Raw genomic sequence first — 21,096 nt, 5'->3', positions numbered from 1 at the left:
ATGTTCCAGGCGACCACGCCGAGCAGCCCGGCCAGGGCCGCCAGCGGGATGTAGCCGGCGAGCGGCGCGGCAATCAGGATGAAGAGCAGCAGGAACAGCGAATGCAGCATGCCGGAGATCGGGCCGCGCGCCCCGGCGCGCACGTTGGTCGCGGTGCGGGCGATCGTGCCGGTGACGCAGATGCCGCCGAAGATCGAGGAGCCGATGTTGGCGAGACCCTGCGCCACCAGCTCCGCGTTGGAGCGATGCCGCCGGCCGGTCATGCTGTCCGCCACCACCGCGGAAAGCAGGCTCTCGATCGCGCCCAGCAGCGCGAAGGAGGTCGCCGCCGGCAGCATCTCGATCACCTTGTCCATCGAGAGCATCGGCAGCTGCGGCAGCGGCAGCGCGCGCGGAATGCCGCCGAACTTGGTGCCGATGGTCTCGACCGGCAGGTGCAGCAGCCAGGCGCCGACCGACGCAAGGGCGACCGCGATCAGGAAGGACGGCCATTGCGGGCGGAAGCGGCGCACCGCGACGATGACGCCGATGGTGAAGACGGCAAGCGCCACGGCCGAGGTGTTGACGGTCGGCAAGGCGGCACCCAGCGCCTCAAGCTTCGGGATGAGGTCGCCGGGCTCCGCGCCGCTCAAGGTCAGGCCGAGCAGATCCTTGATCTGGCTGGCGAAGATGATGACCGCGATGCCCGCGGTGAAGCCCACCGTCACCGGATAGGGGATGTATTTGATGAAGGTGCCCAATCGCAGCAGGCCGATCGCCAGCAGGATGATGCCGCTCAGGAAGGTCGCGAGCAGCAGGCCGTCCACGCCATGGGCCGCCACCGTCGCGTAGACCAGCACGATGAAAGCGCCGGCCGGGCCGCCGATCTGGAACCGGCTGCCGCCGACCGCCGAGACGATGAAGCCGCCGATGATCGCGGTATAGAGGCCGCGGTCGGGCGTGACACCGGAGGCGATCGCGATCGCCATGGAGAGCGGCAGCGCCACGATCGCCACGGTCAGGCCGGCGATCGCGTCGGCTTTCAGGTCGCGCAGGCCGTAACGCTCGCGAAGCACCGTGACGAGCTTCGGCGTGAACAGATCGACGAAAGAAAAACCCCCGGCGGCATGCATGGCGAGCCACTATAGCACGCTTGCCGGCTGTAGTATCAGCGGCTTGCTGTCACACCCGCCTTTTTCAGGGCGGCCTTCTGACGCTTCTCCAGGGCCTTCACGTCGAAGTCCTCGATCAACTCGTGGAACAGCCGGTACCAGTTGATCTCGGCCTTCAAATGCATGAAGACCGAGCCCAGGCCGATCGCGGCGCGGTCCATGAAGACGAACTCCTTGGGCGGCGTGACCGGCCCGAGACGGCGCAGGTCGGCGTGCACGCCCTCCGCCACCTCGCGGCCGTAGATGCCGGTCTCGGCGTCCTGGATCTTGCGCTCCCGGTCCTCGAGCAGCGGCCCGTAGACGAAATGGGCCCAGCGATTGAGGACGTCGATCACCTCCTTGGAGAGACCCTTGAAGCCCCAGCTCTCATAGGCATGGACCGCGAGGTCGCGGTCGTCGTTCAGCAGCGCGAAATAAAGATCGATCACGCCCTTTACGAACTTGGATTCGAACACCCGGATGCAGCCGAAGTCGAGCAGATTGACGTCGCCGGCATCTTTGGCGTCGGCGGGCCGCACCGTGTAGTTGCCGAGATGCGGGTCGCCGTGAATAACCCCGTATTCATAGAAGGGCACATACCAGGCCCGGAACATGTTGAAGGCGACCTTGTTGCGAAGCTCGATCGAGGGCTTCCGCTCCAGGAAGGCCATCAGCGGCTGGCCCGAGATCCAGGTCATGGTGAGCAGCCGCTTGCTGGTCAGATCCAGCATCGGCTCCGGCAGGTGCACATTGGGCTCGTCGGCCAGCATCAGGCGGTAGAGCGCCATGTGCCGGGCCTCGAGCTCGTAATCCAGCTCCTCGCGCAGGCGATCGGCAATCTCGGAATGGATCTCGTCGGTGGAGATCGCCTTGTCGGCGCGTTCGTAGATCCGGAAGATCAGCTTCAGCTGGCGGAGATCCGCCTCGACCGCGGACTTCATGTCCGGATACTGCAGCTTGCAGGCCAGCAGCTTGCCGTCCTTCGCATGCGCCTGATGCACCTGGCCCAACGAGGCGGCGGCACCGGCCTCGTGGCTGAAATCCTTGAAGCGCTGCTGCCAGCCTTCGCCCAGCTCCGCCGCCATGCGGCGTTTGACGAAGGGCCAGCCCATGGCCGGCGCGTTGGACTGCAGCTGCTGCAGCTCCTGCACGTATTCGCGCGGCAGCGCGTCGGGGATGGTGGCCATGATCTGCGCCACCTTCATCAGCGGGCCCTTCAACCCGCCGAGCGCCGCCTTCAACTCGGCGGCGTTCTTGCCGCGGTCGAGCTCCAGCCCGAGATAGCGGCTGCCGGCCATGCGCGCGCCGATGCCCGCCATCGCCCGGCCGACCTTGGCGTAGCGGCGGACCCGGCCGCCGAGCGAGTTCTCTTCCTTATCGGCCATTCTTCCTCGAATGCGGATTTAGAAAAACTAAATCCGATAATAAAAGCACCTTGTGTTTTGTCTGTGTCCCGTCTGGGTCGACCCTAAGGTAAATCAATGGCTTGACTGTGATTCCACCCACTGCGAAGGATTCCTAACTGGCCTTATGGCTAAATCCGCCGTCAGAGCTTCTCCAGCTCGTCGATGAAGCCCTTCACCACGCCGAGGCCCTTGGACCAGAAGCCGGGATCGGAGGCATCCAGCCCGAACGGCGCCAGCAATTCCTTGTGCCGCTTGGTGCCGCCGGCCTTCAGCATGTCGAGATATTTCTGCGCGAAGCCGGCTTCCGCCCCCTGGTAGACCGCGTAGAGCGAGTTCACCAGGCAATCGCCGAAGGCATAGGCGTAGACATAGAACGGCACGTGGATGAAATGCGGGATGTAGCTCCAGAATAGGGCATAGTCGGTGCCGTCGGGAAGCTTGATCCCTGCGCCCAAAGCCTCGCGCTGGGTCTCCAGCCAGATCGCGGAGATTTCGTCGGCGGAGAGCTCGCCGTTCTTGCGGGCGTCGTGCAGCTTGCGCTCGAACTCGTGCATGGCGATCTGGCGCACGACGGTGTTCAGCATGTCCTCGACCTTGCCGGCCAGCAGGATCTTGCGCTTGGCCTTGTCGGTCTCGCGCTTCAGCAGCGCCTGGAAGGTCAGCATCTCGCCGAACACCGAGGCGGTCTCGGCGAGCGTCAGCGGCGTGTCGGCCAGCAGCTGGCCCTGGGGTGCCGCCAGCACCTGATGCACGCCGTGGCCGAGCTCATGGGCCAAGGTCATCACGTCCCGGGTGCGGCCGTGGTAGTTCAGCAGCAGATAGGGATGCGCGCTCGGCACCGTCGGGTGGGCAAAGGCGCCCGGCGCCTTGCCGGGGCGCGGCGGCGCATCGATCCAGTTCTGCTCGAAGAAGGTCTTGCCGACCGAGGCCAGGTCCGGCGAGAAGGCGTGATAGGCCTCGAGCACCAGCTTGCGCGCTTCCGGCCAGGTGATCAGCTTGTCGTCGTCGCTGGGCAGCGGCGCATTGCGGTCCCAGAACTCCAGCGACTCCTGCCCCATCCACTTCGCCTTCAGGCGGTAGTAGCGGTGCGAAAGCTGCGGGTAGCTCGCCTTCACGGCCGAGACCAGCGCGTCCACCACCTCGTCCTCGACCTGGTTGGCAAGGTTGCGCGACGAAACCGGGCGCTTGAAGCTGCGCCACTTGTCTTCGATGTCCTTGTCCTTGGCGAGCGTGTTGTGCACCAGGGCGAAGACCCGCTTCTCGGCGTTCAGACCCTTGGCGAGGCCTTCCGCCGCCGCCTTGCGCTTCGCCGGATCGCGGTCGGTCATCAGGTTCAGCGCCTCGTTCGAGGTCAGGGACTTGCCCTGGATCTCGAAACGCATGTCGGCGATGGTCTCTTCGAACAGGCGCTGCCAGGCCGCACTCCCGGCGACATGTTTCTCGTGCAGCAGCCGCTCAACCTCGTCGGAAAGCTGGTGCGGCCGGAACAGGCGCACGGCGTCGAGCCAGGGCCGGAAGCGCTGCAGCGGTTCATGCTTCAGCTTGGCTGCAAGGTTGCCGTCTTCGAGCTTGTTGAGCTCCAGCGAGAAGAACAGGATCTCGACCGAGATCGCGTTGACCCGTTCGTTGATGTTCTGCTGGAAGCGCGCCAGCTCGGGATCCGCCATGTTGCCGGCATAGACCAGCTGGGCATAGCTCATCAGCTTGCCGAGCAGTTCCTGAATCACCTCGTATTCGGTGATCGACTTCAGGAAAGCGGCGCCGTCAATGGCGGCCAGCTTGCCCTCATAGGCCTTGCGGAAATCGCCCGCGGCGGCGGCGGCCCGCTTCAGGTCCTGCTCGATCTCCGGCGCGGTCGGGCTCTTGTAAAGGTCGGTCAGATTCCAGTTCGGCAAGGCCCCGAGGTTGGGCCCAAGGTTTGCGGCGTCCGGGGCGGCGGCCTCGGTGACGGCGGCCAAGGCGATGGGGGGAACCGGGGCATTCATGGGAATCGGCTTGCTCCTTGCAGAAAATCAGCCTCCCTTATATGGGAGGCGGGGGCGGAAGGCCAAGACAGGGCGGGTCCGGCAGGACGACCGTCACATAAACACCGGCCCAGACTGGGAAGAATTCGCGGCAATCCAGGACTAGTGCATGAATTACGACGCGGTTCCAAGCCTGACTCGGCTGTTCTTCGATCAGGCGGCCAAGCTCTCGCGTGAGCCCCTGCTGCGTTCCAAGCTGAACGGCGCCTGGGTGCCGATGACCTGGGGCGAGGTGGCGGCGCGGGTGAAGTCGCTGGCCCGCGGCCTGATCGGCCTCGGCATCCAGCCCGGCGATCGCGTCGCCTTGATCTCGGAGAACCGGCCGGAATGGCTGATCGCCGATCTCGCCATCATGGCGGCGGGCGGCATCACGGTCCCGCATTTCGCCACCAACACGCCGGACGATCACCGGCACATCCTGACCCATAGCGGCGCCAAGGGCGCCATCGTCGCCGGCGGCACGATCGCCAAGCGCCTGCTGCCCGCGGCGGTGCAGGCCTCGCAGCTCGAATTCCTGATCGCGATCGACGGACTCGACCTTCAGCAGCAGCCGAACTTCCGCCTGATCGACTGGAAGAACCTGGTCGAGCAGCCGAGCATCCCGACCGGCCCTTCCGCCGAGGCCAGCATCGAAGTCGATGTGCGGATCGCCAAGCTGCAGCGCGGCGACACCTGCTGCATCATCTACACCTCGGGCACCGGCGGCGTGCCGAAGGGCGTCATGCTCACCCACGGCTCGATCCTCTGCAACATCCGGGGCGCTTACGAGCTGGTGAAGGAAGTGGGCCTCGGCGGCGACGTGTTCCTCTCCTTCCTGCCGCTCTCCCATGCCTATGAGCATACGGCGGGACAGTTCCTGCCGATCAGCCTCGGCGCCCAGATCTACTACGCCGAGAGCGTCGAGAAGCTGGTCGAGAACATGGCCGAGGCGCGGCCGACCATCATGACCGCGGTGCCGCGGCTCTACGAAGCGATGCACCAGAAGATCCTGCGCGGCCTGGCCAAGGCGCCGCCGACGCGCAGGAAGCTGTTCGACCTCGCACTCCGGCTGGGGCGCAAGAACTACGAGCATCCGGGCACGCTGACCTTCGCGGAGAAGATCCAGAACCTCCTCTGCGAGATCCTGGTGCGGCGCAAGGTCCGCAAGCGTTTCGGCGGCCGCCTCAAGGCCTTCGTCTCTGGCGGCGCCGCCTTGAACTACGAGATCGGCGTCTTCTTCCTCGCGCTGGGCGTGCCGCTGCTGCAGGGCTACGGCCAGACCGAGGCCTCGCCGGTGATCAGCGCCAACCGACCGAAGAAGATCAAGATCGAGACGGTCGGGCCGCTGTTCCACGGCCTGGAGGCCAAGATCGCCCCCGACGGCGAGATCCTGGTGCGCGGCGAAGCGGTGATGAAAGGCTATTGGAACGACCGGGAATCGACCGCCAAGGCGATCCAGGACGGCTGGCTGCATACCGGCGATATCGGCGAGTTCGACCAGGACCGCTATCTCAAGATCACCGACCGCAAGAAGGACATCATCGTGCTGTCCGGCGGCGACAACGTCTCGCCGGCGCGGATCGAGGGCTTCCTGATCCTGCAGCCGGAGATCGCCCAGGCAATGATCTACGGCGACAAGCACCCGCACCTGGTGGCGCTGGTGGTCCCGGACGCGGAATTCGCCGCCGACTGGGCGAAGGCGAACGGCGTTGCCAACGATCTCGCCGCTCTCTGTACCAACCCCGCCTTCATCAAGGCGATGAACGCATCGATCGACCAGGTGAATTCCAAGATGTCGGCCCTGGAGAAGATCCGCCGCATCGCGCTGACCCCGGAAGGCTTCACCATCGACAACGCGATGCTGACGCCGTCGCTGAAGATCAGGCGGCACGTGATCCGCGAGAAGTACGGCGAGACGTTGAGCAAGCTCTACGAGCGTTCGTGAATCGGTTTCCGGCATGCTCATGGCCCATACAAAGCATTGAGTCCCATCTGGTCAGACCATCAGCTAATTGGGGTATGCTTCGTTCGCCACGATTGACCATCGTCCTGCCGGTCAAACAGGACCGCCGATTGACTCACCGCCGATCTGACGTTTAGCTGCTAGAGACACCAAGAAGATGTTCCGCGTCGAAGTGTTAGGGCTCCGTCGGGCCTCAACTCTCCGCACTGATCTCGGATTGTTCGCCTAACTCGTGGCAAAGCCGCCCAGGCGGCGTAACTCTATGGGGAAAATTGGGGGGTACAGATGGACTACGGAGAAAGGTGCCAGGGGCTCGATGCAAGGTTCACCATCTATATTGCTGAGGGTGACAACCTGCACTTCCGGCTAGACCAGGTATCCGGCCGGTTGATCGGCTTCTACGAATTTTCAGACGGCCAGAAGCCCTCTGTCGCGACGTGGTTCGACGTCGACAATCGGCCCGGACCAAATGTTCCTGAGGATAAGCGCAATCACGCAATCCCTTTGTCTAAGAGAAAGCCCAGCCTGCTTGGACTGAATGGCCGTTACTATCGACGGGTGCAACCCAACCAGCCACCGCTGTCGTGGTCGTTTAGTTTTCTTATGTTTACTCTAAACGCCCAAGGCACCGTGACCTGGAACGAAAACTTTATCGTCAAATGCAGCAAGGCGGACTTCTTTGACTCTCCCGATTGGCGCGGTAGCTTCGATGCAAATATTCTGCTCGCTTGGAATCAGGACAAGACTTACGCGGATCATTCGAATGAGCCGGACAATAGTAGTCGGTCGATGGCTTGATGAGTGATCAACAAAGAAAGCAAGCGAGCGTACGCACAGTGAGCAGCTTGAACTTGACCGAGATTAGCCCGCCGCCCGCCGCCCCGAGAACAGCATGTACAGCCCGGCGCCGACGATCAGTGCGGCGCCGATATAGGTATAGACGGTGGGGACCTCGTTGAAGATCAGGAAACCCCAGCTCGCGGCCCAGATCAGCGCGGTGTATTCGAACGGCGCCACGTAGTTCGCCTCGGCGATGCGGTAGGCATGGCTCAGCAGCACCGTCCCGGCGGCGGCGATCGGGCCGCAGCAGGCGAGCAGGAAGAGGTCGAACGGCCGCTCGAACGACCAGGGCCGTAGCAGAAAGCCGAGGCTGGGGTGCATCCCCTCATAGGCGAAGGCGCCGTGGCCGAACAGGGCGGCGAGCACGATGGCGCCGATCATGTACATGATGTTCTGGTAGAAGCCCATCACCGCGGCGCTTTCGCTGCCGCCGATCTGCCGCGCCATCAGCTGCGCGACGCCATAGGTGAAGGCGGCGAACACCGGCAGCAGGCTTGCCAGATCGAAGACCCCGGCGCCCGGACGGCAGGTCACGATCACGCCCAGGAAGCCCACCAGCAGCACGACCACGCGTTTCGCCTGAAGCCGCTCTCCGAGCATCGGGATGGCGAGCACGGTGATGAAGAGCGGCCCGGTGAAATAGAGCGTCACCGCTTCGGCGAGATCCATGGCCGGCAGCGCCAGGTAGTAGGTGCTGTAGGCCGACAGCATGATCAGGCCGCGGATCACGTGCCTGTAGAATCGGCGGGAGACCAGCCGTGCCAGGCCGCCGCCCCGGTGCACCATGATCAGGAGGAAGGGCAGCGCGGCGATGGTGCGGATCGCGATCGCCTCGCTCAGCGGATAGGTGCCGCTGACGTATTTCAGGATCCAGTCCTGCGACGAGAAGATCGCGATGCCGACGCAGAGCGAAAGCGCCGCCATCAAGCGGGAGCCGCCGGCGCGGGCGGACGAAGCAGCTTCACTCGACATTGGCTGACTTAGAACCCTTCCGCGCGTGGCTTCAATTGGTGCGCGGCGTGTCGGCGTGGTGGCAGGCGACAAGGTGACCGGACTTGGCCGGCAGCAGGTCGGGCATCACCTGGGCGCAGATCTCGGTCGCGCGCGGGCAGCGCGTGCGAAAAGGACATCCAGACGGAGGATTGAGCGGCGACGGCAGGTCGCCCTTCAAGACGATGCGCGAGCGGCCGCGCTCCTGGTCGGGATCGGGCAGCGGGATCGCCGAGTTGAGCGCATGGGTATAGGGGTGCAGCGGATCGCTGTAGATCGAGTTGCGGTCGGCGATCTCCATGATCTTGCCGAGATAGAGCACCATGATCCGGTGGCTGATATGCTTCACCACCGCGAGATTGTGCGAGATGAAGATCAGCGACATGCCCATCTCGCGCTGCAGGTCCATCAGCAGGTTGACGATCTGCGCCTGGATCGAGACGTCGAGCGCCGAAACCGGCTCGTCGCAGACGATCAGCTTCGGCTCGTTGATCATGGCGCGGGCGATGCCGATGCGCTGGCATTGCCCGCCGGAGAATTCATGCGGATAGCGGTTGATCTGGTTCGGCAGCAGGCCGACCTTGGCCATCATGCCCTTCACGCGGTCGCGGACCTCGGCCTTGCTCAAGCCCGGCTGGAAGGTCTGCATGGGCTCGGCGATGATCTCGCCCACCGTCATGCGCGGGTTGAGGCTGGCCAGCGGGTCCTGGAAGATGATCTGCATGTCGCGCCGCACGCCGCGCATGTCGTGGTCGTTGAGCTTGCCGAGGTCCTTGCCCAGCCAGACCACGCGGCCGGCATGGATCGGCAGCAGCCGCAGCACGGCGCGGCCGAGCGTGGACTTGCCGCAACCGGATTCGCCGACCAGGCCGAGGGTCTCGCCGGCACGCAAATCGAAGGAGACGCCGTCCACCGCTTTCACCACGCCCGGCTGCCTGCCGAGCAGGCGGTTGCCGCCGACCTCGAAATAGACCTTGAGGTCCTGCACCGTGAGCAACGGCGCGCCCTTGCTCGACATCAGTTTGCTCGAGGTTTGGGCGCCGGTCGGAGTCATCAGAGGCTGGGCAGGTGGCATGCCTTGCTCCTTGTTACTCCATCAGGGCCTTCCGCGAACGGCGTCAGAACCGGGCGCTCGACCGGGCAGCGTTCGAAGGCATAGCGGCAGCGGTCGCGGAAGCTGCAGCCGCTGGGAAGATTCTGCAGGTTGGGGGGCTGGCCGCCGATGGTCTGGAGCCGGGTCGATTCCGTCTCGTCCAGCCGCGGCATGGATTCCAGCAGGCCTTGGGTATATGGGTGCTGCGGGTCCTTGAAGAGATCGCGGACCGAGCCTTTCTCGACGATGCCGCCGGCATACATGACCATGACCCGGTCGGCCATGCGGGCGATCACGCCGAGATCGTGGGTGATGAGCGCGATCGCCATGCCGAAGTCGCGCTGCAACCCGACCAGCACTTCCAGGATCTGCGCCTGCACCGTCACATCGAGCGCGGTGGTGGGCTCGTCGGCGATCAGGAGCTCCGGCCCGCAGAGCAGGGCCATCGCGATCATCACGCGCTGGCGCATGCCGCCGGAGAATTCGTGCGGGAACATGTCGAGCCGGCGCTTCGCCTCCGGGATCTGCACCTTCTCCAGCATCGCCACCGATTCCGCGGCGGCCTTCTCCTCGGAGAGACCCTTGTGCTGCATCAGCACCTCGGTCATCTGGCGGCGGACCGAGAGATAGGGATTGAGCGAGGTCATCGGGTCCTGGAAGATCATGGACATCTTCGCGCCGCGGACGCGGTTCAGATCCTTGACCGGAAGCCCCAGGATCTCCTGGCCCTGGAACTTGACGCTGCCGACGGCGCGGCCGTTGCGCGCCAAGAGGCCCATGATCGACATGAAGATCTGGCTCTTGCCGGAGCCGGACTCGCCGACCACGCCCAGGGTCTCGCCCTTGTTGATGGTGAAGTCGACGCCGCCCACCGCCTTCACCTCGCCTTCCGGCGTGGAGAAGGTGGTCTTCAAGTCGGTGACTTCGAGGACCTTGCTCATCGCAATCAGCGGTCCTTCGGGTCGAGCGCGTCGCGGAGCCCATCGCCGATGAAATTCAGCGACAGCAGGGTGACCGCGAGAACGATGCCCGGGCCCAGCACCTGCCAGGGCGCGATCTCCATCACCGACGAGCCTTCGGCGACCAGGGTGCCCCAGCTGGAATCCGGCTCCTGCACGCCCATGCCGAGGAAGCTGATGAAGCTTTCGATCAGAATCACGTTCGGCACGGTCAAGGTGACATAGACCACGACCGGGCCGAGGCAGTTCGGGATCACGTGCCGGGTGATGATCCGCCAGGTCGAGACGCCGCTGGCATGGGCGGCCTCGATGAATTCCCGGCGCTTGATGCTGATGGTCTGGCCGCGGGTGATGCGGGCCATGTCCAGCCAGGAGACCGCGCCGATCGCAAGGTAGATGAGGACGATCTGCCGCCCGAACATCACGGTCAACAGGATCACGAAGAAGATGAAGGGGATCGAATAGAGGATGTCCACGAACCGCATCATCACGCCATCGACCCGGCCGCCGAGGAAGCCGGCGGTGGCGCCCCAGAGCGTGCCGATGATCAGGCTGACCAGCGTCGCGACGAAGCCGACCATCAGCGAGACCTGGCCGCCGTAGAGCGTGCGCACGAAGAGATCGCGGCCGTTGGCATCGGTGCCGAAATAGTAGCCCTGCTCGAAATTCGGCGGCGAGGCCAATGGATCGAGATCCCAGTTGACGTCGTCCGGGCTGCGCAGCCCGAGATAGGGCGCCGCGAAACAGGCCACGGCGATGAGGGTCAGCACCACCAGCGAAACCACCGCCGCCTTGTTGTGCATGAAGCGGCGCCGCGCGTCGGCCCAAAGGCTGCGGCCTTTGACTTCGACGACGGGGGCTTTGCCGGGGAGTGGGATGTCGGTCATGGGCTCCCCTCAGTCGTAGCGGACTTTGGGATCAAGCAGCCCGTAGGCGAGATCGGCCAGCAGGTTGCAGAAGATGATCAGCGCGCCATAGAACACGGTGACGCCCATGACCATGGTGTAGTCGCGGTTCAAGGAGGCCTGCACGAAGTAGCGGCCGATGCCGGGGATCGAGAAGATCTGCTCGATCACCACCGAGCCGGTGATGATGTTGGCGATCGCCGGGCCGAGGAAGGAGACCACCGGCAGGAGTGCCGCGCGGATCGCATGCCGCCGCAGCACGATCCGCTCCGGCAGGCCCTTGGCATGGGCGGTGCGGACATAGTTGCTGCGCAGCACCTCGATCATGCTGGCGCGCATCAGGCGCGCGATCGCCGCGATCTGCGAGAGACAGAGCGCGATCACCGGCAGCACGTAGTTGGCGGGATGCCCCCAGCCGCCGACCGGCAGCCAGCTCAGCATCAGGCCGAAGACCAGGGTCAGGACCGGCGCCACCACGAAGTTCGGCACCGCGATGCCCAGCATCGAGATGCCCATGGTCGAATAGTCGATGATCGTGTTCTGGCGCAGCGCCGCCCAGATGCCGAGCGAGAGGCCGATGATCAAAGCGAGGCTGATCGCGAGCAGGCCGAGCTGCAGCGAGGTCGGGAAGCCCTGCAGGATCAGGTCGGTGACGCGGAAGTCCTTGTACTTGAACGAGGGGCCGAAATCGCCGTGCAGCAGGTCCCAGATGTAGCGCCCGAACTGCTGCCAGAGCGGCTCGTCGAGATGGTACTGCCTGTTGAGTGCGGCCAGCACCTCGGGCGGCACCTGGCGCTCGCGCGCGAAGGGTCCGCCCGGCGCGAGGCGGATCATGAAGAACGAGATGGCAATGATGACGAACAGCGTCGGGATCGCGCCGCCGAGACGCCGCAGGAAAAAATTGAGCAAGGGATTCGGGTCCGCTTATGGCGGACCGCCGGCACTCCCGGCCGACGGTCCGCTGCGCAGCGCTTAGTTGACCGACATGTAGCGGCCGAGATGGAAGTCGAGGTTGTTGTAGGTCCAGCCGTGGACCTTCTTCGACACCATGTGCTTGGTCTTGTAGTAGAGCAGCGGGATCAGCGGCAGGTCGTCGAGGAAAATCTTCTCGGCGTCCTGCAGGACCTGCATCCGCTCCTTCGGATCGGAGATGCCGGCCGACTTCTTCACCAGCTCGTCATACTTCGGGTTGTTGTAGCCCGCGTCATTGCGGACGCCGGCATCGGAGAGGAAGATGTCGAGGAAGGTCATCGGGTCGGCATAGTCGCCGATCCAGGCCGCACGGGCGACGTCGTAGGCCTTGTTGTCGCGGGTGTCGAGATAGACCTGCCATTCCTGGTTATTCAGCGTGGCTTCGACGCCCACCTTCTTCCACATGCTCTGGACCGCAATCGCGATCTTCTTGTGGTTCTCGCTGGTGTTGTAGAGGATCTCCAGCTTCAGCGGCTTGTCGGGGCCATAGCCGGCTTCCTTCAAGAGCTCCTTGGCCTTCTTGACGCGGTCGGCCTGCTTCATGTCCTTGAAGCTGACATAGGTGTTCTGGTACTCGCCGGTTCCCGGCGGGACCCAGGACCAGCCCGGCAGGAAGCTGCCCTGGGTGACCTTGTCGGCGAGCGTGTCGCGGTCGATGGCCAGGGCCAGCGCCTCGCGGATCGACTTCTGCTTGCCCAAGGGCTCGCGGGTCAGGTTGATGACGTAGTAGTAGGTGCCGAGATAGGGCTTCGCCTCATACTCGTCCTTCAGTTTGCTCTCGATGAACTTGATCTGGTCCGAGGGCACTTCATAGGTGATGTCGAGCTCGCCGGCGCGATAGCGCTTGAACTCCTCGCCGATATCCTCGGTCGGGTAGTAGATGATCTTGTCGAGCTTCACGTTGGCGGCGTCGTAGAAGTTCGGGTTCTTCACCACGGTCAGCGAGGACTGCGGCGTCCACTCCGCGAGGGTGAAGGCGCCGTTGCCCACGAAGTTGCCCGGCTTGGTCCAGTCGGCGCCGAACTTCTCGACCGAGGCCTTGTGCACCGGCAGGAAGCTGGAGTGACGGAACAGCGAGAGCAGGTAGGGCGTCGGCTTGTTCAGGGTCACGACCAGGGTGTGGTCGTCGCTGGCCTTGGCACCGAGCGTGCCGAAATCCGGGGTCTTGTCCGGCGCGGTCTTGCGGATCCCCTCCGCGCCCACGATCACGTCGGCGATCGGCGCGTAGTCCGAAGCGGTCTTCGGGTCGAGCAGGCGCTGGAAGGAATAGACGAAGTCGGCGGCGGTCACCGGATCGCCGTTCGACCACTTCTCATCGCGCAGATGGAAGGTGTAAGTGAGGCCGTCATCGCTCACGTCCCAGCTCTTGGCGACGCCGGGCGCCACCGCGCCGTCCTCGGCGTAGGTGGTCAAGCCTTCGAGCAATTCATACTGGATGTTGGATTCGATGACGCCGGTCGACTTGGCCGGATCGAGCGTCTCGGGTTCGGCGCCGTTGCCGCGGTGCAGAACGGACTCCGCTTGGGCGTTGAAGGCACCGGCCATCAGGCCAGCCGCCGCCATCGCCGGAAGCATCAGCTTCCGAAGAGCTTCTTTCATTTCGTAAACCTCCCTCATTGGACCATGTCGGGTCCCACTGGCGGCAGGCAGGCCGCCGGATCCCGGGTATCACACCCAGTTGTTGCGATCTTGTTGCATAGCTTCGAGAGATTTCAACCCTCTTTGGTCCGGCAAGGCCATTTGCGCCAGCGATTTGGGCCCTGCCGCGCGCTTCGCCCCCGTTTTGTTCACGGTTGTAATAATGCGGGTTGGGCATGGCTTGAAATGCAAACCGGCGTTGCGCGCGGATAGGACTGGCGATCCGGCGGAAACCCGGCGATGCGCCGGAGCGGCGCAGATTGCGAATCGCGGCGCGCGCTATTGCGCCGCGCGATTCTCGGCGCGCGGGTTGCGAAAGGTCTCAAGCAGCTCGACCCGCCGCGTCGCCGCCTTGGCGATGCTCGCGTCCTTCACATGGCCGAAGCCGCGGATCGTTTCCGGCAGCGATGCCAGCGCCACCGCCGCGGCGTGATTGGCCGGCGTGAGCTGCGCGATGAGCTCGGCGACCAGCGTTTCATAATCGGCGATGAGCTTGCGCTCCTCGCGCCGTTCGGCCGAATAGCCGAATGGATCGAGCCTGGTGCCGCGCAGGGATTTCAGCTTCGCCAGCAGGCCGAAGGCGCCGAGCACCCAGCCGCCATAGGCCTGTTTCTTCAGATGGCCGGTCGCGGGATCGCGCCTGGCCCAGAGCGGCGGCGCCAGATGAACCTTCAACGCGAAGTCGCCGTCGAATTGCTGCGCCAGGCGATCACGGAAGCCGCCATCGGTGTAGAGCCGCGCCACTTCATACTCGTCCTTATAGGCGAGCAGCTTGGCGTAGTTCCGGGCGACGGCGCGGGCGAGCGCCTCGCTGCCCGGCAGGCGCGACTTCTCCGCGGCGGCGGCGCGATCCACCAGCGCCTGGTAGCGGTCGGCATAGGCGGCGTCCTGGTAGCCGGTCAGGTGCTGGCGGCGATGGGCGACGATCTCCGGCAGGGTCTCCGGCAGCGCGGGTTTCGCGGGGCTGGCGATCCGTTCGACCGCGGCGAGATCGAGCGCGGCGCGGCGGCCCCAATGGAAGGCGCTCTTGTTGAACGCGACGGCGACGCCGTTCAATTCGATGGCGCGCGCGATGGCTTCCGCCGAGACCGGGATCAAGCCGCGCTGATAGGCGAAGCCGAGCATGAAGGGATTGGTGGCGATGGCGTCGCCCATCAGCGCGGTCGCGAGCCGGGTCGCATCCGGAAAGTCCACCGCCTTGCCAACCGTGTTGCGGATCATCGCCTGCAGCTTCGCCGCCGGGAAATCCCAATCGGCGTTGCGGGTGAAGTCGCCGGTCACGGTCTCCTGGGCGTTCACGATCGCGGTGGTGCGGGGAGCGCCGGCGCGGCCGAGCGCATCGGGGCTCGCCGAGACGACGAGATCGCAGCCCAAGAGCAGGTCGGCCTGTGCGGTGCCGATGCGGACCGCGTGCAGCCGCTCCGGCCGGTCGGCGATGCGGACATGGGAGAGCACCGCCCCGCCCTTCTGCGCGAGGCCGGTCATGTCCATGACCGAGACGCCCTTGCCTTCGAGATGCGCCGCCATGCCGAGCAGCTGGCCGATGGTGACGACGCCGGTGCCGCCGATCCCGGTCACCAGGATGCCGTAGGACGGGTCGAGCTTCGGCAGGGTAGGTTCGGGCAGCGCGATGTCGGCGGCCTCGACCGGCTTCGGCTTGCGCAAGCGCCCGCCTTCGACGGTGACGAAGCTCGGACAGAAGCCTTTGAGGCAGGAGAAGTCCTTGTTGCAGCTCGACTGGTCGATGGCGCGCTTGCGGCCGAAGGCGGTCTCGACCGGCGTCACGCTGAGGCAGTTGGATTGCGTGCCGCAATCGCCGCAGCCTTCGCAGACTTCCTGGTTGATGAACACACGCTTCGGCGGATCGACCATCAGGCCGCGCTTGCGGCGCCGCCGCTTCTCGGCGGCGCAGGTCTGGTCGTAGATGATCGCGGTGACGCCTTCGATCTCGCGCATCTCGCGCTGGACCTCGTCCAGGTCGTCGCGGTGGCGGAGCGGCGTGCCGCTGGGCAATTCGCCTTCGGCGTAGCGCGCTGGATCCTCGCTGACGACGGCGACCTTCCTGACGCCTTCGGCGGCGAGCTGGCCGGCGATGATCGCGGGCGAGAGCGGCCCGTCCATCGGCTGGCCGCCGGTCATGGCGACCGCGTCGTTGAACAGGATCTTGAAGGTGATGGTGGTGTTCGACGCCACCGCGGCGCGGATCGCGAGGCTGCCGGAATGGTAATAGGTGCCGTCGCCCATGTTCTGGAAGACGTGTTTGGTTTTCGAGAAGGGCGCGCGGCCGATCCAGGTGCCGCCCTCGCCGCCCATCTGGGTGAAGGTCGCGGTGTTGCGGTCCATCCAGAGCGACATGTAATGGCAGCCGATCCCGGCCAGGGCGGTGCTGCCCTCCGGCACCTTGGTCGAGGTGTTGTGCGGACAGCCGGAGCAGAAATAGGCGATGCGCCGGATCGGCGGCTGGATCGATTTAAGGCCGGCTTCGCGCTGCTCCAGCGTCTTGAGGCGCGCCTCCAGCTCCGGCACCGGCTGCAGCCGGGCGATGCGGGTCACGATGGCGCGGGCGATCATCAGCGGCGACAGCTCGTCGGCCGAAGGCAGGATCCAGGCGCCGCTCTCGTCGTATTTGCCGATGATGCGCGGGCGCTTGCCGTCGGGGAGATGGAACAGCTGCTCTTTGAGCTGGGTCTCGATCAGTGCGCGCTTCTCCTCGATGACCAGGACCTCGTCCAGGCCCTCGGCGAAGCGCCGCGCGCCCTGCGGCTCCAGCGGCCAGGTGAGGCCGACCTTATATAGGGAGACGCCGAGCCGGCGCAGCGCCGCCTCGTCGATGCCGAGATCCTCCAGCGCCTGGCGGAGGTCGAGATAGGACTTGCCGCAGGTGGCGATGCCGAAACGCCGGCCGGGACCGTCGCTGACGATGCGGTCGAGATGGTTGGCGCGGGCATAGGCAACGGCGGCGGCGACCTTGTGCTTGTGCAGCCGCAGCTCCTGCTCCAGCGCCTGCGGGCCGGCCAACGGCGACGACGGGAAGCGGATCGAGAGGCCGCCCGGCGGCATCTGGAAATCGGTCGGCAGCCGCACCTCGACCCGGGCGGGGTCGAGATCGACCGAGACGGCGACGTCGGTCGTCTCCGCCGTCACCTTCAAGCCGACCCAGGCGCCGCTATAGCGCGACATCGCCCAGCCGTGCAGGCCGAAATCGAGGATCTCCTGCACGCCCGAGGGATTGAGCACCGGGATATTGGCATCCATCAGCGCGTATTCGCTCTGATGCGCGGTGGTGGAGGACTTGCAGGTATGATCGTCGCCGGCCAGGACCAGGACGCCGCCATGCTTCGACGAGCCGGCGAGGTTGCCGTGGCGGAGCGCATCGCCGGAACGGTCCACGCCGGGACCCTTGGCGTACCACATGGCGAAGACGCCGTCGTAGATCGCGTCGCCGAACAGATCGTTCTGCTGCGTGCCCCAGACCGCGGTCGCCGCCAGGTCCTCGTTGACCCCCGGCTGGAAGCGGACATGGTGGGCCTCCAGGAAGCGCCGCGCCTGAGTCGCGGCGGTGTCCAGTCCGCCCAGCGGCGAGCCGCGATAGCCGGTGATGTAGCCGGCGGTGTTCAGGCCGGCCAGCAGGTCGCGGCGGCGCTGCATCAGCGGCAGCCGGACCAGGGCCTGGGTCCCGGTCAGGTAGACGCGGCCCTTGTCCTGCACATATTTGTCGTCCAGCGCGACGGCCGCCAGCGACATGAAATCCTCCAAACCCGATGTTGGCCGAACCTTGAAACCAAAAGCCCGACCTTGTCCAGTTGGTTCGGGCCGCAGTAACCTTGCCCCATGACCATTCTCGTCACCGGCGCGGCCGGTTTCCTCGGGATGCATGTGGCGAAGCGCCTGCTCCAGCGCGGCGAGAAGGTGATCGGCGTCGACAACATGGACGCCTATTATTCCCTAGAGCTCAAGGAGGCCCGCCTCGCCGAGCTGGAGGAGGACGCCAACTTCACCTTCCACTATCTCGATATCGGCGATGCCCAGGCCGCGGGTGCGGTCTTTGCCCTCTACCCCGATCTCGAAGGCATCGTCCATCTCGCGGCCCAGGTCGGCGTCGGCCACAGCCTCGCCAACCCGCAGGCCTTCCTGAACACGAATATCTCCGGGATGTTCGTGCTGCTGGAGGAATGCCGCAAGCTCCGGCACCTGAAGAACTTCATCTATGGCAGCTCGTCGGCGGTCTATGGCGGCAACCGCAAGGTGCCGTTCTCCGAGGCCGACCAGGCGAACCAGCCGCGCTCGATCTACGCCGCCTCGAAACGCGCCGACGAACTGCTGGCGGCGGCCTATGCCAACATCACGCAAGTGCCTATGACCGGCTTGAGGCTGTTCGCGATCTACGGGCCTTGGGGCCGCCCGGACATGTTCTACTACACCTTCACCCAGGCGATCGCCGCCAAGCGGCCGATCCGGGTCTACAACAAGGGCGACTTCCGCCGCGACTTCACTTATGTGGACGACGCGGTTCATGCGATCGTCGCCGCGCTCGACCAGCCGCTGCGCCGGCCCGACGGGATCGCGGCGGACGCTTTCATCCCGCACCAGACCGTCAACATCGGCAACGACCGCAGCAACTCCCTGAGCGAGTTCATCGCCGAGATCGAGAAGTCGCTCGGCATCCCGGCGATCATCGAGAACGAGCCGATGAAGAAGGACGATCTCCAGGAGACCTATGCCGACGTGGGCCTGGCCCGGCGCGAATACGGCTTCGAGCCGAAGACGCCGCTCTCCGAAGGCGTACCGCGCTTCGTCGATTGGTTCAAACGCTTCCACCGGCTCTGAGATAAGATGAAACTCCCCGTCAAATTCGTGCCCAAGCAGAGCCAGCATCTCGGCAACGTGATCGGCGCCGTGATCATGATCCTGTTCGGCCTGGTCTTCATGACCAGCTACCTGCCCGACCGCACGGCGGCCGAGAATATCAACATGAGCTTCGGCGAATGGCTGGGCTTGACCGGCGTCCGGCTGCCCTTCCTGCTGATCACCGTTGCGATGCTGCTGTTCGGCCTGGTGGCGCTGGCGCTCTCGCTGCTGAACATGACCGGCGGGTCGCCGCACAGCCATTTCATCGTCGATCGCTTCGGCATCCAGGTCCGCGGCTTCTTCGGCGAGACCCGGCTCTCCTGGAAGGATCTCGGGCCGATCCGGCCGTTCCGACGCACCGCATTGCAGGCCATGGGCCTGGACCGGCGATTCTGGATCGTCTCCGACACCTTCAGCGGCGAGGGCCGCGTCGACACGCGGCGGGCGTTTTCCAGCTTCACCCTTCGGATCCCGGTGACCGCCTATGTCGGCAGCAGCTGGCTCGGCAATGTCGCGCCGGCGATGGAGTCGGCCGCCGCCTGGCTGGAGACCCTGCGCAAGCTGGCGCGGGAGGATGCGTTGGACCCGGACAACGCGCCGGACGCGCCGGAGGAATTGGGCTCGGGACAGCCGGTCGATCGGGCGGTCGATCGATCGGCCAGCCAGCAGGCCGCGCCCGCACAGGCCGAGCCTGCGGCCAAGGCGCCGTCGCCGCGGCCGGCCGACGACGATCTGCCGGCAATGGCCGACCGCAAGTTCGGCCGCCGCGACGGTCCGACGGTCGAGCGGTGACGCGCATTGCCCCGCATGAGGCTTTCTAATGCATGACGTCATGACGCCCGCACCGGAGGCGGAGGCGCAACGCTTCCTGCTAACGCCGTTGGATGCCCTGCTGCAAGCCGGGGAAAGCAGCGACGGCGCGCGCGAAGCCCTCGACCTGTTTCGCGCCGTCGCCCGCGACGTTCCTGCCTATCGCTCGCTGCTGGCCGAGCAGAATATCGATCCGGCATCGATCAGGACGGCGGCGGATTTCGCGCGCCTGCCCCTGCTCGACAAGAAGAACTACAACCGCCGCTTCACGCTCGACGAGCTCATGCTGGGCGGCAGGCTGACCCGCGCGGATTTCTTCGCCGTCTCCTCAGGTTCCACAGGTGAACCCACCTTCTGGCCGCGCGCCCAGGCCGACGAATTCCCGGTCGCCGTGCGCTTCGAGCAGGTGTTCCGCGACGCCTTCCGGGCGCATGAGAGACGCACCCTGGCCGTGGTCTGCTTCGCGCTCGGCACCTGGGTCGGCGGCATGTTCACGTCATCCTGCATGCGGCATCTCTCGGCCAAGGGCTATCCGGTGGTGACCGCCACGCCCGGCAACAAGATCGACGAGATCCTGCGGGTGGTGCAGCGCCTCGGGCCGCAATTCGAGCAGACCGTGCTGCTCGGCTACCCGCCCTTCCTGAAGGAAGTGGTCGATGCCGGGCGGATGCAGGGAATCGACTGGTCACCGTTCAAGGTGAAGCTGGTGATGGCCGGCGAAGCCTTCAGCGAGACCTGGCGCGATCTCGTCGCCGAGCGCCTGGGCGTGGACGATCCGCTGCGCTTCGGCGCCTCGATCTACGGCACCGCGGATGCGGGGGTACTCGGCCAGGAAACCCCAGTCTCGATCGCGATCCGCCGCTTCCTGGCGGAACGGCCCGAAGCGGCGCAAGCGATGTTCGGCGACACCCGCCTGCCGACGCTCTGCCAATACGATCCCACTGCGCGCTATTTCGAGAGCCTGCCCGTGGAGGGTGGGGGCGGCTCGCTGGCCTTCTCAGGCTGGAACGGCGTGCCGCTGGTCCGCTACCACATCGCCGACCGCGGCGGCATCCTCGGCTATGACGCGATGCAGGCTAAGATGCGCGACCTCGGCTGCGATCCGGTCGCCACGGTGCGCGCCAGCGGCGGCCCCGAGCCGCGCCGCCAGCCCTTCGTCTGGGTGTTCGGCCGCACCGATTTCACCGTCTCATTCTTCGGCGCCAATGTCTTCCCCGAGACGATCTCGCTCGGCCTGGAGCAGCCGGAAGTGCGCGCGCGGGTCACCGGCAAGTTCGTGATGCAGGTGAAGGAAGGCCTCGCCGACGACAAGCCGCGCCTCACCGTCGCGGTCGAGCTGGCGAAGGATGCGGGCGGTGAGGACGCGTTTGCCGAGGCGGTCGCGCTCGCGATCCTCGCCCAGCTTCGCCGCCTGAACAGCGAGTTCACCAACTACGTGCCGCAGGAGTTCCAGAAGCCGCTGGTGACGCTCTATCCGACCGGGCATCCCGACTACTTCCCGGTCGGGGTCAAGCACCGGTATAGCCGGAAGTGACAGAG

15 protein-coding genes are annotated in these 21,096 nt (G+C 65.4%); 5 read left to right on the top strand and 10 right to left on the bottom strand.

Translation table 11 applies throughout. The features are described from left to right. The 3 genes from ACH2CY_RS08815 to ACH2CY_RS08805 all read right to left on the bottom strand — a co-directional run. A partial coding sequence (locus tag ACH2CY_RS08815) for a SulP family inorganic anion transporter (protein ID WP_395018234.1) occupies positions 1-1,112 on the bottom strand: 1,112 nt, incomplete at its 3' end. 35 nt (positions 1,113-1,147) lie between these two features. Further along, positions 1,148-2,515 (bottom strand): ABC1 kinase family protein, encoded by a 1,368-nt coding sequence (locus tag ACH2CY_RS08810; RefSeq protein ID WP_395018233.1) that lies wholly within the window; start codon positions 2,513-2,515, stop codon positions 1,148-1,150. A 161-nt stretch (positions 2,516-2,676) separates the two neighbouring features. After that, positions 2,677-4,521, bottom strand: coding sequence for a M3 family oligoendopeptidase (locus ACH2CY_RS08805; protein ID WP_395018231.1), 1,845 nt, complete (start codon positions 4,519-4,521; stop codon positions 2,677-2,679). Positions 4,522-4,669: 148 nt separating this feature from the next. On the opposite strand from ACH2CY_RS08805, the gene ACH2CY_RS08800 reads away from it, so the two are divergent. Further along, complete coding sequence (locus ACH2CY_RS08800; protein ID WP_395018230.1) at positions 4,670-6,484, top strand: AMP-dependent synthetase/ligase; 1,815 nt, start codon at positions 4,670-4,672, stop codon at positions 6,482-6,484. Positions 6,485-6,787: 303 nt separating this feature from the next. Beyond that, positions 6,788-7,300 (top strand): hypothetical protein, encoded by a 513-nt coding sequence (locus tag ACH2CY_RS08795; RefSeq protein ID WP_395018229.1) that lies wholly within the window; start codon positions 6,788-6,790, stop codon positions 7,298-7,300. A 63-nt stretch (positions 7,301-7,363) separates the two neighbouring features. Here ACH2CY_RS08795 and ACH2CY_RS08790 read toward each other — a convergent pair whose 3' ends face one another. The 7 genes from ACH2CY_RS08790 to ACH2CY_RS08760 all read right to left on the bottom strand — a co-directional run bounded on the left by ACH2CY_RS08790 (position 7,364) and on the right by ACH2CY_RS08760 (position 17,643). Continuing rightward, complete coding sequence (locus tag ACH2CY_RS08790; RefSeq protein ID WP_395018228.1) at positions 7,364-8,314, bottom strand: DMT family transporter; 951 nt, start codon at positions 8,312-8,314, stop codon at positions 7,364-7,366. A 31-nt stretch (positions 8,315-8,345) separates the two neighbouring features. After that, positions 8,346-9,350, bottom strand: coding sequence for an ABC transporter ATP-binding protein (locus tag ACH2CY_RS08785; protein WP_395018227.1), 1,005 nt, complete (start codon positions 9,348-9,350; stop codon positions 8,346-8,348). Between the two features lie 35 nt (positions 9,351-9,385). Continuing rightward, on the bottom strand, positions 9,386-10,366 hold the full coding sequence (locus ACH2CY_RS08780) for an ABC transporter ATP-binding protein (RefSeq protein WP_395018226.1): 981 nt from the start codon (positions 10,364-10,366) through the stop codon (positions 9,386-9,388). Positions 10,367-10,371: 5 nt separating this feature from the next. Further along, positions 10,372-11,271, bottom strand: coding sequence for an ABC transporter permease subunit (locus ACH2CY_RS08775; RefSeq protein WP_395018225.1), 900 nt, complete (start codon positions 11,269-11,271; stop codon positions 10,372-10,374). A gap of 9 nt (positions 11,272-11,280) precedes the next feature. Continuing rightward, positions 11,281-12,198: an oligopeptide ABC transporter permease OppB gene (gene oppB / locus ACH2CY_RS08770; protein WP_395018223.1), complete on the bottom strand. Its 918-nt coding sequence runs from the start codon at positions 12,196-12,198 to the stop codon at positions 11,281-11,283. Between the two features lie 63 nt (positions 12,199-12,261). Then, a complete protein-coding gene (locus ACH2CY_RS08765) occupies positions 12,262-13,860 on the bottom strand; it encodes a peptide ABC transporter substrate-binding protein (protein WP_395018222.1) in 1,599 nt (532 codons plus the stop codon). A 318-nt stretch (positions 13,861-14,178) separates the two neighbouring features. Then, a complete protein-coding gene (locus ACH2CY_RS08760; protein ID WP_395018220.1) occupies positions 14,179-17,643 on the bottom strand; it encodes an indolepyruvate ferredoxin oxidoreductase family protein in 3,465 nt (1,154 codons plus the stop codon). A gap of 87 nt (positions 17,644-17,730) precedes the next feature. Between ACH2CY_RS08760 and ACH2CY_RS08755 the strand changes: the two genes are divergently transcribed. From ACH2CY_RS08755 to ACH2CY_RS08745, 3 genes are read left to right on the top strand one after another with little or no spacing between them, the layout of a single operon-like run. Next, a complete protein-coding gene (locus tag ACH2CY_RS08755; RefSeq protein WP_395018218.1) occupies positions 17,731-18,726 on the top strand; it encodes an NAD-dependent epimerase/dehydratase family protein in 996 nt (331 codons plus the stop codon). A gap of 6 nt (positions 18,727-18,732) precedes the next feature. Beyond that, positions 18,733-19,539 carry a hypothetical protein gene (locus ACH2CY_RS08750; protein WP_395018216.1) on the top strand — a complete coding sequence of 269 codons (807 nt, stop codon included), beginning with the start codon at positions 18,733-18,735 and terminating at the stop codon, positions 19,537-19,539. Positions 19,540-19,579: 40 nt separating this feature from the next. Further along, positions 19,580-21,091: a phenylacetate--CoA ligase family protein gene (locus ACH2CY_RS08745; protein ID WP_395018214.1), complete on the top strand. Its 1,512-nt coding sequence runs from the start codon at positions 19,580-19,582 to the stop codon at positions 21,089-21,091. Positions 21,092-21,096: the final 5 nt, after the last annotated feature.

The sequence above is a fragment of the Dongia sp. genome (genome assembly GCF_041905885.1).
GTDB lineage: Bacteria > Pseudomonadota > Alphaproteobacteria > Dongiales > Dongiaceae > Dongia.
Note: the sequence above shows the minus strand (reverse complement) of the source record. Positions and strands in the feature narration are given on the sequence as shown.

Coding starts and splice junctions, on each gene's coding strand:
- ACH2CY_RS08745 (WP_395018214.1), top strand. CDS start 19,580: ATGACGCCCGCACCGGAGGCGGAGGCGCAACGCTTCCTGCTAACGCCG.
- ACH2CY_RS08775 (WP_395018225.1), bottom strand. CDS start 11,271: ATGACCGACATCCCACTCCCCGGCAAAGCCCCCGTCGTCGAAGTCAAA.
- ACH2CY_RS08760 (WP_395018220.1), bottom strand. CDS start 17,643: ATGTCGCTGGCGGCCGTCGCGCTGGACGACAAATATGTGCAGGACAAG.
- ACH2CY_RS08755 (WP_395018218.1), top strand. CDS start 17,731: ATGACCATTCTCGTCACCGGCGCGGCCGGTTTCCTCGGGATGCATGTG.
- ACH2CY_RS08805 (WP_395018231.1), bottom strand. CDS start 4,521: ATGAATGCCCCGGTTCCCCCCATCGCCTTGGCCGCCGTCACCGAGGCC.
- ACH2CY_RS08765 (WP_395018222.1), bottom strand. CDS start 13,860: ATGAAAGAAGCTCTTCGGAAGCTGATGCTTCCGGCGATGGCGGCGGCT.
- ACH2CY_RS08790 (WP_395018228.1), bottom strand. CDS start 8,314: ATGTCGAGTGAAGCTGCTTCGTCCGCCCGCGCCGGCGGCTCCCGCTTG.
- ACH2CY_RS08785 (WP_395018227.1), bottom strand. CDS start 9,350: ATGTCGAGCAAGGGCGCGCCGTTGCTCACGGTGCAGGACCTCAAGGTC.
- ACH2CY_RS08800 (WP_395018230.1), top strand. CDS start 4,670: ATGAATTACGACGCGGTTCCAAGCCTGACTCGGCTGTTCTTCGATCAG.
- ACH2CY_RS08810 (WP_395018233.1), bottom strand. CDS start 2,515: ATGGCCGATAAGGAAGAGAACTCGCTCGGCGGCCGGGTCCGCCGCTAC.
- ACH2CY_RS08795 (WP_395018229.1), top strand. CDS start 6,788: ATGGACTACGGAGAAAGGTGCCAGGGGCTCGATGCAAGGTTCACCATC.
- ACH2CY_RS08750 (WP_395018216.1), top strand. CDS start 18,733: ATGAAACTCCCCGTCAAATTCGTGCCCAAGCAGAGCCAGCATCTCGGC.
- ACH2CY_RS08780 (WP_395018226.1), bottom strand. CDS start 10,366: ATGAGCAAGGTCCTCGAAGTCACCGACTTGAAGACCACCTTCTCCACG.